Genomic DNA, 11,930 nt, shown 5'->3' on the forward strand with positions numbered 1-11,930 from the left:
TCACCATCTAGTTCAATTTTATAATCTAGTTCTCAAGCGGTATGCCTGGGAATGGCACAATGACACAGCCAGGGCATCTGCGGCATCATCAGGCTTAGGAATCTTATCTAAACTTAGAATCTGTTTAACCATTTTTTGCACTTGTTCCTTAGAAGCCGAACCATAACCGCAAACTCCCTGTTTAACTTGTAAAGGAGTATACTCAAAGATTTCTAAATTGTTATGAGCTGCTGCAAGCATTAGTACCCCTTTGGCTTGTCCCACCTTCATCGCTGTCTTAGAGTTCTTGGCAAAAAATAAACTTTCTACAGCTACAGTATTCGGTGAAAATTCACTTATCAAGTTTGAAACTCCTTGATAAATTGATTCCAGGCGCTTTGTAGCACTTTCGTCACTATATGTACGTAAAACACCGCATGCAAGACATTCTAATTTAGTACCTTTAGCATGTATTATACCATACCCACATGCTGCTATTCCAGGATCTAACCCCATTATAATCATAGTAAATCCACCCCAACATTTTTCCTGTTTTTTAATAGATCGATTTATTAGCTGGTATAGCTCTCCAGTATTTTATTTTTTTCTTCTTCACTTTCAAACTTAATACCTTCTTTGAGTTCATTGAAATATACATCTTTCACCTGATATCTAGTAACTTCTACTAATTCCCCTTCCGGAGGTTCTCCTCTATATATGGCAATTTTGTTTTGATAGATCCCCACATACCCTACAAAATCTGAGTTGACCTTTTCTACAATTTCTTCATGCTTCTCATATTTTTCTCCGTAGTATGCCAAAGTCACACTTTCTTGGCTGAATTCTTCCAATTTCCAATCATCGGGTAAAAAATCAGTCAGTTCTTCTTCTGTATAACCTATAAAGTCCATCCGTTCGAAAATTTCCGGGGGATACTCTTGAGAATAATGCTTTTCAGTACCACATTCTGTAAATTTTTTAATATAGTTGATTTCAGTATCCTCATCTATTGCTATTTCTTCAGTTTTTGTACCGTTACCTGGCCCTACTTGGCTGGCAATCAAAAATATTATAATGACAAGCACAGCACCTGTACCAATTATTTGCTTCTGATTAAGTTTAAGAGATTTTTTAAAGTTCATAAAAATTTCCCCCCAATCTGAAAAGAGATACACCTAAAAGGTATCCTTCCCAGATACTGGGGGGATTATTCTCACTTAACCTGTTTCCATTAAAGAATCATCAATGTCAAAGTTAGCATAAACATTTTGAACATCATCATGATCTTCCAGCTCTTCCATTAGCTGTAGGACTTTCTTGGCTTCTTCACCTTCAACTTTTACAGTATTGCTTGGTATCATAGTCACTTCTTTATATGATAACGGAACTTCTTCGTTTTCTAATGCTTCTCTCACTTGTTCAAAATCTTGTGGAGTAGTTACGATTTCAATGCTGTTATTATCGGATTTGAAGTCTTCAGCCCCGGCTTCCGCAGTTAATAACATCAGTTCTTCTTCATCAATGTTTTCAGCTTGTTCTTTATCTATAGTAATTAAACCTTTACGGTCAAACATCCAAGCAACACAACCATCTTCACCCAGATTACCATCATTCTTTGTAAAAATATGACGTACTTCAGAAGCTGTTCTATTTTTATTATCTGTCATGGCATCCAAGAATATAGCAACTCCTCCTGGACCGTAACCTTCATAGGATATCTCTTCATAATTAAATCCTTTGAGTTCTCCTGTGCCCTTTTTAATTGCTCGCTCTATATTATCATTAGGCATATTATTTTCTTTTGCCTTTTGAACAGCCATTCTTAAACGAAAGTTCTTTTCAGGGTCTCCTCCACCCTCTTTCGCGGCAACAATAATTTCTTTTGAAAGTTTACTAAAAAGTTTGCCACGCTTCTCGTCTACTCTGGCTTTTTTGTGCTTAATATTTGCCCACTTTGAATGTCCTGCCAAAATTATCCCCCCTTTTAAATTTGATAATACAATCTAAATAATGTTCGCATAAAAATTACTAATAACAATCATTCAATGTTACAAGACTTAATTCAATGATTCTTTCGGTGTATATATAGGGGGCATAGAACGTTTGTGTGCATTTATTCTTTCTAGTCTTTCAATCTTATTCTTTACATCTTTAGATATCTGTTCCCCTTTGAAATATTTCTCCAGTTCATCGTAAGTAAAACCCATCTCATCTTCGTCGGTCTGGCCTGATATTATACCTGCTGTTGGTGGTCGTTTAATCAGGCGTTCGGGTATCTCTAATTGACGAGCAAGTGCATACACTTCCATTTTAGTAAACGTAGCTATTGGTAATAAATCGGCAGCCCCATCACCATACTTAGTAAAGTACCCTAAAATCAATTCACTTTTGTTAGAAGTTCCTAAAACTAGATATTTATAGGTTTGCGCATAATAATATAATACAGTCATCCTAAGTCGTGGCTTAATATTAGCAAGAGCCATTTTGGAAGTGCTCTCTGTATCATCCAATTTTCCTACCATTGAATCGTAAGTTTCGGATAGGTCTAAATTTTTCACGTTAATATTATGATGTTCAGCAAATAATAAAGCATCCTCTTCATCTCTGGGTTCACTATAACATGGCATAATCACACCTAATGTATCTTCAGGGAAAACTCTTTTTGATAAAGCGGCCACTACCGCAGAATCAATCCCACCACTAAGTCCAGTTACAGTGCCTTTGCAGCCTGCTTCTTCAACTTGTTGCTTGATCCAATCACTAACCGATTCCACCATCATTTCAGCTTTTGAATGCGTGTCCACGTACAAGCTAGTCAACCCCTTTTCGAGCCATTTTAACATTTTTCCAGTAAGTCATGTTCCATTTTACATCATATTCTACATGTATGCAACGAAAACAAAAGAGCCCTCATTGGAGGGCTCTTAGTTCTTGTTCAAACGTTATTTTATTTCTTCAAATTTTGCGGTAAAGAATCTTAATACTGGTGGTTCATAAGCAAATCGTAAACCTTTGATTTTTTCTCTATTTTCATAAAGATTGATAATCGAGTCCGCAACAACGTCCATATGCGCATAAGTGTAAACTCTTCTAGGAATAGTTAATCTAACTGTTTCTAATTTGGGGAAAATATTGTTGCCATCTTTATCTCTTCCAGCAGAAACAGTACCTCTTTCCATAGTCCTTACTCCAGAATCTCTATAAATATTAGCAGCCAAGGCCTGGGCTGGAAATTCTTCTCTAGGTAAATGGGACAAGAATCTCTCGGCATCTACAAATATTGCATGACCACCGATAGGTTTGACAATTGGAACTCCGCCAGCCTCTAGCTTCTCTCCTAAATACCTTACCTGATTGACTCTGTGACTAATGTAGTGATAATCTAGTGATTCATATATTCCTCTCGCCATGGCTTCCATATCTCTTCCTGCCATTCCACCATAAGTGGGCATTCCCTCGTACACAACAACTAGTTGAGTAGCTCTTTGATATAGCTCTTCGTCATTCATAGCCAAGAAACCACCAATATTTACTAAGGGATCTTTTTTACCACTCATAGTAGCTCCGTCACCATAACTCATCATTTCTTTTAAAATTTCAGCAATGGATTTATCCTGATACCCTTCTTCTCTTTCTTTGATAAAGTAAGCATTTTCCACACAACGAGTAGCATCAAACATTACTTTTATACCATATTTATCAGATATTTCTTTAACCTTGCGTAAATTTTCCATGCTAACAGGCTGTCCACCCGCCATATTTACAGTAACTGCAACACAGATATATGGAATTCGTTCCGGACCTACTTCATCAATCAAAGCTTGATATTTTTCTAGGTCTACATTTCCCTTAAAAGGATGCTCAGCTTGTGAATCATGTGCCTTGTCAATTATCACATCTCTAAAAGTACCTCCGGCAAATTCTTGATGGGCCTTAGTAGTTGTAAAATACATATTTCCTGGGATGTAATCTCCCTCTTTAATCATGATCTGAGATAAAATGTTTTCTGCGCCCCTACCTTGATGAGTTGGAACTACATATTCGAAACCAAAACATTCTTGTACTGCTTTTTCTAAGTTATACCAGTTTTTACTTCCGGCATAAGCCTCATCACCCATCATAAGACCTGCCCATTGATAATCACTCATGGCATTAGTTCCGCTGTCAGTTAATAAATCGATGTAAACATCTTTAGAATCTAATAGGAAAGTGTTGAACCCTGCTTTTTGTATAGCCTCTTCTCGCTCTTCTTTTGTAGTCATTTTGATTGGCTCTACTGTTTTAATTCTGAAAGGTTCTGCTTGAAACTCTCTTGACATGTAAATAACCTCCTTAGTGTATTAATTATATAAACCCTATTATCAAGGGCTTAGCTAAGCAAACAACTATCATAATTCTTTTTCGGCAGCCACTTCATCTAGATAATTGTAAATTGTATATCTAGAAACATTTAACTCTTTAGCTAGCAAATCAATTGAACCTTTAATTTGGAAAATTCTATGGCGATCAAGATAACGGATTACTTCCAACTTTTCTTCCTTTGAAAGCAGATTCACAGGTTTGTCTAAAGAGCCAATACTTTTGTCTATCATTACCTTTAAAAAATCGTTAACATTTTCGGGGAATTTTTCTCTTTCTTCTTCTTTATCTATCTGAATTAAATTTTCCAAAAAGGTTAGTGCCATTTTTGGTGACGTTAGATCCATATTTATACATAAAGCTCCGATCAGGTCATTACATTCATCGGTCAATAAAATAGTAGTGGATTTTAAATCTTTGCCATCTTTACTTCTCGTTTTATAATTAAAAAGTTTATTGTTATGTTCTCGTTTTTCTTTTTCTTGATTAAGTATTTCTGATAGATAGTCTGTAGGTGGACCACCGATACCCCGACTTGTAACATGTCCATTAGCTATTGCCACAATGCTCGTATGAGCTTGATTAATATCATGTAAAACCACTTCACAATGTTTACCGAAAGTTGTTGCAATACCTTCGACAATTGGCAAAAAGGGTTTTAACTTTTCTGAAATTTCATTGTAATTTACTTCCATAATAGTTTCCTCCTATATCTTTCCTATCATAACTATAATTTATAATACCAAAGCATTTCCAAAATGTCAACAAAGCTTACAAAATTTTAGTAATTCAACGGTTTTTGGCTTTAAAGCTTTACTCTATTTAAGTAATAATTTGTATTAAGTTTTTTCAGAGCCACTAAACAGTTAAAGGCCCCCCTAATAGGAGGGCCTTTTAATGGTTGGGAACAGATTTTATCAGGTTTAGTGTGAGTTTAGTTCATTCTTCCCGGCTGATTCATAGATCCGGGTTGAGTCATAGTTCCAACTTGACTCATAACCTGATTTTCAATAGCACGGAATTCTTGATTAATCTGATTGCACATTGATTGAATTTGTTGTAATTGTTGTGAAGCTTGTGCTTCTAGTTGACTTAGATATTCAAGTCTTCTGTAATTATCTTGTTCAATTTGATACAATTGATCAATTTCCTGTCTGTTTTGCTGTTCTGCTTGAGTTAATTGACCTGCAAGCTGGTTAATCTGGTCAATATTCTGTCTGCAGCGATTTAGCTGACTTTGAATCTGCTGAACATTGGCACCACTAACTCCTTGACCAAAGTTTTGGCCGTAACTATATCTTGTGCCACCATATCCACTGGTGGTGCCACCATATCCTCCGGTTGGTACAGTTTGATACATTGTTTGAGATCCTTGGGTTGGCATTTGACTTGTACCATACTGGCCACCTTGACCAAATTGGCCACCCTGAGGGGTTATTGAAGTACCTGGTTGAGGTGCATTTCCAACACTATAGCCTTGATACCTGGAAGTGTGATAAGCATCTGGGTTATACTGACTAGGTTTTTGCCCTCCGCTATATCCTTGATATCGGCTGGTGTGGTAATCATGTGGTTGGCTACCACCTATATTTGGATTTTGCACCTGTTGAGTCTGTCCTCTGTAACTTCCTTGAGTAGGACCATACTGTCCACTTTGATATCTTGGTCCTTGATAATTTGCCATTACTTCACCACCTCCTGTTTAGTTTTCTTATCTTTTGTTTCCACTTCTATTATTTGTTAATTTACTTCTATTTATAAATCCAATTTTTGGTTTTAACTTTGCGAGTGTAACTCATCTATGCTAGTATGAGTACTGATTAATAAATCTCGGAATGTAAATATATTTAGTGGGAGGTTTAAACAAATGTCAGAACAAGTTGAGATGCCTGATTTTCCTGTTATAGATTTTCACATTCATCTACCTGTACAACGAAAAAAACCAAATAAGTCACGATCAAGTCACCCAGCTATACAAAATCATAGAAAGAAATTACAAGAAAAATTTTTTGAGAAATGGGGATTTGATAAACCTAATGGTGAAGTCTACAGTCCTGAGAAGGTTGCAGAGCTTTGGTACAAAGAAAAAGAATATTATGGTCTAGAAAAAGTTAATGCCGTTACAGCAGGTTTTGATAATGATACTTTAGCAAATATAATTAGCTTATATCCCGAATCTTTTATTGGTTTTACACATCACGATATTCAAGAATCTAATTCATTTGAGGAATTACAACGGGGCATAGAAGAATTGGGATTATCGGGTCATAAAATGTTAGCACCATTTATGGAACGTCCCTTTAACGACCCCGAATTTGAACCTTTTTGGAAATATCTTAATGATAATAAACTGCCAGTGATAATTCACTTTGGAATTGTTGGAGGCCCCGGCGGTTTAGCCACTTATAAATATATAAATCCCTTTTCAATTTTTGAAGTAGCCCGTTCATATCCCGATATTCCAATAATCATTCCTCATTTTGGAGCAGGCTATTTCCAAGAAGTGCTCCACCTAGCTTGGAGCCTTCCCAATATTTACGTTGATTCATCTGGATCCAATCAATGGCTTGACTGGATGGTTTATGACATGAGTTTAAAAGACGTATTCAAAAAGTCATTAAAAACTCTAGGGCCAGAAAGAATGATTTTTGGAACAGATTCTAGTTGGTTCCCAAGAGGATTTAGCTATAAATACCTAAAAGTCCAATGGAAAATTCTAGAGGACCTTGGTGTCAGTAAAAAAGACCAAGAACTCTTTTTCTCTGGAAATGCTAACAGGCTTTTAAATAACTCACTTTAGTATTCTTTTAAGCATAAGTAATTTTATTCATAATCAAAAAATAAACTCCACACCTAAAAAAGGTGTGGAGTTATTAAACAAGTTAATTTGAAAATTAAGTTTACAAACACTTAATTATTTTTAGGTTCTTTTTCTGGATCCTCGCCCATCTGTTTAAGCACTTGTTTTCTAATCCCTTTTAAATATTCCTGTCTTAATTTTTGCTGTTCTTGTTGTTCTTCATCAGTTAAACCTGATTCTTTTTGTTTCTTGTATAGCTCATTAATTCTATTTATTAAATCTTGAGAGATCAATATTTCACCTCCTGACTTGTTGAACCCATCAATCCCCAATCATAATTTTGATGGCTTATTACGTTTACAAATTCACCTTTTTTATTAGTTAGATTAGTACCCTTTGTTTCAAATCTAACCAAACAATAGTTTTCCGAAAAACCTTCACCCAAAATTTTATCAGATGTTTCATAATTTCGCTCATACAAAACCCGCAACCTGGTATTTAAGTTTTCCTGATAAAATCTTCTAGCAAGTTTTTGACCCAACTCTTTCATTTCTTCAGTCCTCGCTCTTTTGATATCAGGACGAACCTGAACATTAAAGCTTGCAGCTAGTGTTTTAGGGCGAGGTGAATAGGGAAAAACATGTAGCTTGCTTAACTTCAATTCTTCTACAAATTCCATGGTAGCTTTATGATCTTCTTCCTTCTCTCCAGGAAAACCAACTATCAAATCTGTCATGATGCCCACGCCGGGAAGTAATGTCTTGGCCTTTTCCACTATCCTGGCAAAATCATCGGTAGTATACTTTCTGTTCATTAGTTTAAGTATTCTATCACTGCCACTCTGAAGAGGCAAGTACAGATAATTACAAATTTTGTCGTGTTCTTTCATGGCATATAAAAGTTCCTCAGTCATTTCCAAAGGTTCTAAAGAACTTATCCTAATCCTATAATCGTCATAAGGTAATGTAGCCAGCTCAGAAACAAGCATGGGCAAATCTATAAATTTATAAGAGTGCTTTGATTGACCTTTCACATCTTTACCATATAAGCCCATATTTGTTCCAGCTAATATAATCTCTTGATAGCCCTCTTCCAGATAAGATTTTACCTGTTGTTTGATTTGTCGAAACTCTCTACTCTTGGGACGACCACGCGCCAGAGTAACTATACAGTAACTACATGATTGGTCACAACCTTCTTGTATTTTTATAGCAGGCCTAATTTTATCAGGTCTTATTTCATTATTATCTTGGGGAAAATTATGAAATTGATTTAAATCTAATTCCTGGCCAACTAGTTTTTCAATAGCTTTTTCTCGATTTCGCGTACCTATAATTAAATCTATTTCAGGTATTTTTTCTTTAATTTCTTCGTATTCCATCTCACCATAACAACCGACTAAACAAACCCAGGCATCTGGATTTCCCTTTTTTGCTTTTCTGGCTTCTTTTCTTGACTTTCTTGCAGCATTTTGGGTAACGGTACAGGAATTAATAATATATATATCGGCAGTATCATCTCCAGTTCCAGTTTCACTATACCCAGCTTGATGAAGTCTGGCTCTCATTAAATCACTTTCTGACTGGTTAAGAGGACATCCTAAAGTTATGATTTTAAATGATTTATTTTTTTCACCTATAATCATTTTGAGCCTTCCTCCACTAGGTTCTTATGTTTTTTATTTTTTAAATCCTGAAGGCATTATACAAAAAAACAGGTGTTTAAGCAATTAAGTTTTCTTTAAGCTCTCAAATTGCTTGGTGAGATCTCTTATTCTTTCTTTTAATTCATTGACATACTTCCACAGCTAAAGCAGTGAGCTTTCTGCTGCTGTTTAGCGTAATTCTCCGTAAAGTTTAAAATACTAGTTTTTCCTTTAATTTTAATGAATTGTCCCTGTCTTCTCCAGGATATGTAAACCATACATTTTTTTCAAAATTATCGTCTAAACCGTTTAATCGTCCTACTGCCTGTTCTTGATTTTCATTATAATAAACTTTTCCTATAATTTCAGTTGCACCATTTTCAACTTTTGTGAGATAGGAGTCCGAAGTTGTAGAATCAAACTCCATATCAAAAAGCAAAAACTTTTTATCTTCAATTTCTAAAAAACCACTAAATTCATCCGCACTTGTTAATGAGTACGTATAAGAACCATCTATCCTAATATAAGTTTCTTCTGTCCACTCGGGAACATCCGGATCAAATAACAATACTTTTTCCCTTGTCTCTATACCTGTTGTATGACTATAACCTAAAACTATAAAAAAAGCAATTATAGCCAGCCCTATTGTAAAATATCGAACTTTAATCTAAAAACCCCCCCTAGTTCCTAGTTATTATTCTTTTTAATAATACAATTCTATTTATTCGTTCCTAAGCGATGACTTGAGTTTAAATTGAGTACTAAGATAATGTCAACAAGGATAAGTTGAGATAAACAAAACTCCCACATAAACAATTGACAATAATACAGATGATATTAGGAAAATCCGTTGTGTATCTTGCTTTACAAATAAATCAATTAAAAAATTAGTATTCCCTTTAATAACTAGACCTAATAAAATCGTAGTTAATATTCCAAATATTATAGCTGGTAATAACATAAAAGGTAATTCTAAAAACCAGTTAACAAATTGTTCGAAATTGTATATCTCAGTATTCATCTCTTCCCCCCCAGTAAATGCAGATATTTTTACTCAATTTAGGGAACCAAATTATTAGATTTAAAAGTAATATCTTCTATCAAATCTATACTCACTACAATTAATTCAATAAACCAAAATCAGAAACCTGTTATGTTTATTTAAAATATTTGCTAATATAAAAAAGTGACAGTCAATTTTTAAACTGTCACACCATACATGATTTATCTATATATTTTAATACTATACTTAAAGTTAAAAGATAAATCAACATATAAAAAGCCCGGCGAAGACCTACTCTCCCAGGAGCTCACGCTCCCAGTACCATAGGCGCTGGAGGACTTAACTACTGTGTTCGGCATGGGAACAGGTGTGGCCCCTCCGCAATTTTCACCGGGCTTACTTTAGACTTTAATCAAATTTAAAATTTTAATCTCAAGCTTAAGTAAATATTCCAGTTGTAAACCTAGAACTATTTATTTAAACTTAAGTTTGTTCTTTGAAGACTGCACATTGAGAATAGAGGGTCAAGGCCTCGACCTATTAGTACCGGTCAGCTAAAGGGATTGCTCCCCTTACACCCCCGGCCTATCGACCAGATCATCTATCTGGGGTCTTACCCTGGACGAGCGCCAGGCTGGAGACCTCATCTTGTGGAGGGCTTCGCGCTTAGATGCCTTCAGCGCTTATCCCGTCCGGACGTGGCTACCCAGCGGTGCCCTTGGCAGGACAACTGGTACACCAGGGGTCCGTCCGTCCCGGTCCTCTCGTACTAGGGACGGCTCCACTCAAGTCTCCTACGCCCGCGACAGATAGGGACCGAACTGTCTCACGACGTTCTGAACCCAGCTCACGTACCGCTTTAATGGGCGAACAGCCCAACCCTTGGGACCTACTTCAGCCCCAGGATGCGATGAGCCGACATCGAGGTGCCAAACCTCCCCGTCGATGTGGACTCTTGGGGGAGATAAGCCTGTTATCCCCGGGGTAGCTTTTATCCGTTGAGCGACGGCCCTTCCACACGGAACCGCCGGATCACTAAGCCCTACTTTCGTACCTGCTCGAGATGTCTCTCTCGCAGTCAAGCTCCCTTGTGCCTTTGCACTCTGCGCGCGATTTCCAACCGCGCTGAGGGAACCTTTGGGCGCCTCCGTTACTCTTTGGGAGGCGACCGCCCCAGTCAAACTGCCCACCTGACACTGTCCCGGAACCGGATTACGGTTCGCGGTTAGAATTTCAGTACTGGAAGGGTGGTATCCCACGGATGGCTCCACCGAGGCTTGCGCCCCGGCTTCTACGCCTCCCACCTATCCTGTACATCCAATACCAAAACCCAATGTCAGGCTGCAGTAAAGCTCCACGGGGTCTTTCCGTCTAGTCGCGGGTAACCTGCATCTTCACAGGTATTTCAATTTCACCGGGTCCCTTGTTGAGACAGCGCCCGAGTCGTTGCGTCTTTCGTGCGGGTCGGAACTTACCCGACAAGGAATTTCGCTACCTTAGGACCGTTATAGTTACGGCCGCCGTTTACTGGGGCTTAGGTTTGAAGCTTCGCCTTACGGCTAACTCCTCCCCTTAACCTTCCAGCACCGGGCAGACGTCAGCCCCTATACTTCGTCTTACGACTTAGCAGAGACCTGTGTTTTTGGTAAACAGTCGCTCGGGCCTCTTCACTGCGACCCCCTCGGGCTCATGTATAAACAATCACCCTAGCGGGGCACCCCTTCTCCCGAAGTTACGGGGCCTTTTTGCCGAGTTCCTTAACAAGGGTTCTCCCGGTCGCCTTGGGTTTCTCACCCTGCCCACCTGTGTCGGTTTACGGTACGGGCACCCAAGAACCTCGCTAGAGGCTTTTCCCGGCAGTGGGGGATCGGTGAGTTCGCTACTTCTAGTTTCACTCCCCATCGCGCCTCAGATCGTTACAGGGACGGATTTGCCTATCCCTGCTACCTCGGTCGCTTGGACGCGGATAACCAACACCGCGCTCAACCTACCCTACTGCGTCACCCCATCACTCAAACGGTTCTTAGGTGGTACTGGAATTTCCACCAGTTTCCCATCGCCTACGCCTTTCGGCCTCGGCTTAGGTCCCGACTTACCCTGAGCGGACAAGCCTTCCTCAGGAAACCTTGGGCTTTCGGCGGACA

At 38.1% G+C, this 11,930-nt stretch carries 12 protein-coding genes and 2 rRNA genes (1 of these 14 cut by a window edge); 1 reads left to right on the forward strand and 13 read right to left on the reverse strand.

Going from position 1 to position 11,930, the window contains the following annotated elements; all coding sequences use genetic code 11:
• Positions 1 to 18 precede the first annotated feature (18 nt).
• From ruvC to NTHER_RS09100, 7 genes are all read right to left on the reverse strand, one after another.
• Complete coding sequence (gene ruvC, locus NTHER_RS09070; RefSeq protein ID WP_012448237.1) at positions 19 to 504, reverse strand: crossover junction endodeoxyribonuclease RuvC; 486 nt, start codon at positions 502 to 504, stop codon at positions 19 to 21.
• 47 nt (positions 505 to 551) lie between these two features.
• Complete coding sequence (locus tag NTHER_RS09075) at positions 552 to 1,121, reverse strand: BofC C-terminal domain-containing protein (RefSeq protein WP_012448238.1); 570 nt, start codon at positions 1,119 to 1,121, stop codon at positions 552 to 554.
• A 75-nt stretch (positions 1,122 to 1,196) separates the two neighbouring features.
• Positions 1,197 to 1,949 (reverse strand): YebC/PmpR family DNA-binding transcriptional regulator, encoded by a 753-nt coding sequence (locus NTHER_RS09080; RefSeq protein WP_012448239.1) that lies wholly within the window; start codon positions 1,947 to 1,949, stop codon positions 1,197 to 1,199.
• Positions 1,950 to 2,036: 87 nt separating this feature from the next.
• Positions 2,037 to 2,789 (reverse strand): NAD(+) synthase, encoded by a 753-nt coding sequence (gene nadE / locus NTHER_RS09085; protein ID WP_012448240.1) that lies wholly within the window; start codon positions 2,787 to 2,789, stop codon positions 2,037 to 2,039.
• Between the two features lie 132 nt (positions 2,790 to 2,921).
• On the reverse strand, positions 2,922 to 4,298 hold the full coding sequence (locus tag NTHER_RS09090) for a tyrosine phenol-lyase (protein WP_012448241.1): 1,377 nt from the start codon (positions 4,296 to 4,298) through the stop codon (positions 2,922 to 2,924).
• 69 nt (positions 4,299 to 4,367) lie between these two features.
• Positions 4,368 to 5,033: a helix-turn-helix transcriptional regulator gene (locus tag NTHER_RS09095; protein WP_012448242.1), complete on the reverse strand. Its 666-nt coding sequence runs from the start codon at positions 5,031 to 5,033 to the stop codon at positions 4,368 to 4,370.
• A gap of 239 nt (positions 5,034 to 5,272) precedes the next feature.
• A complete protein-coding gene (locus tag NTHER_RS09100; protein WP_012448243.1) occupies positions 5,273 to 6,022 on the reverse strand; it encodes a hypothetical protein in 750 nt (249 codons plus the stop codon).
• Between the two features lie 183 nt (positions 6,023 to 6,205).
• Between NTHER_RS09100 and NTHER_RS09105 the strand changes: the two genes are divergently transcribed.
• On the forward strand, positions 6,206 to 7,138 hold the full coding sequence (locus NTHER_RS09105; protein WP_012448244.1) for an amidohydrolase family protein: 933 nt from the start codon (positions 6,206 to 6,208) through the stop codon (positions 7,136 to 7,138).
• A 110-nt stretch (positions 7,139 to 7,248) separates the two neighbouring features.
• Here NTHER_RS09105 and NTHER_RS09110 read toward each other — a convergent pair whose 3' ends face one another.
• From NTHER_RS09110 to NTHER_RS09135, 6 genes are all read right to left on the reverse strand, one after another.
• A complete protein-coding gene (locus NTHER_RS09110) occupies positions 7,249 to 7,431 on the reverse strand; it encodes a DUF896 domain-containing protein (protein ID WP_012448245.1) in 183 nt (60 codons plus the stop codon).
• Positions 7,428 to 8,783 carry a tRNA (N(6)-L-threonylcarbamoyladenosine(37)-C(2))-methylthiotransferase MtaB gene (gene mtaB / locus NTHER_RS09115; RefSeq protein WP_012448246.1) on the reverse strand — a complete coding sequence of 452 codons (1,356 nt, stop codon included), beginning with the start codon at positions 8,781 to 8,783 and terminating at the stop codon, positions 7,428 to 7,430. Before mtaB ends, NTHER_RS09110 begins: the two co-directional genes overlap by 4 nt.
• Before the next feature lie 211 nt (positions 8,784 to 8,994).
• Positions 8,995 to 9,351, reverse strand: a complete 357-nt coding sequence (locus tag NTHER_RS09120) for a hypothetical protein (RefSeq protein WP_012448247.1) — start codon at positions 9,349 to 9,351, stop codon at positions 8,995 to 8,997.
• A gap of 204 nt (positions 9,352 to 9,555) precedes the next feature.
• A complete protein-coding gene (locus NTHER_RS09125) occupies positions 9,556 to 9,804 on the reverse strand; it encodes a hypothetical protein (RefSeq protein WP_012448248.1) in 249 nt (82 codons plus the stop codon).
• 260 nt (positions 9,805 to 10,064) lie between these two features.
• A 5S ribosomal RNA gene (gene rrf / locus NTHER_RS09130) occupies positions 10,065 to 10,181 on the reverse strand.
• Positions 10,182 to 10,306: 125 nt separating this feature from the next.
• Positions 10,307 to 11,930, reverse strand: a 23S ribosomal RNA gene (locus NTHER_RS09135); it runs 1,507 nt beyond the window's last position.

The organism is Natranaerobius thermophilus JW/NM-WN-LF (genome assembly GCF_000020005.1).
In the GTDB taxonomy this organism is placed as follows: domain Bacteria; phylum Bacillota; class Natranaerobiia; order Natranaerobiales; family Natranaerobiaceae; genus Natranaerobius; species Natranaerobius thermophilus.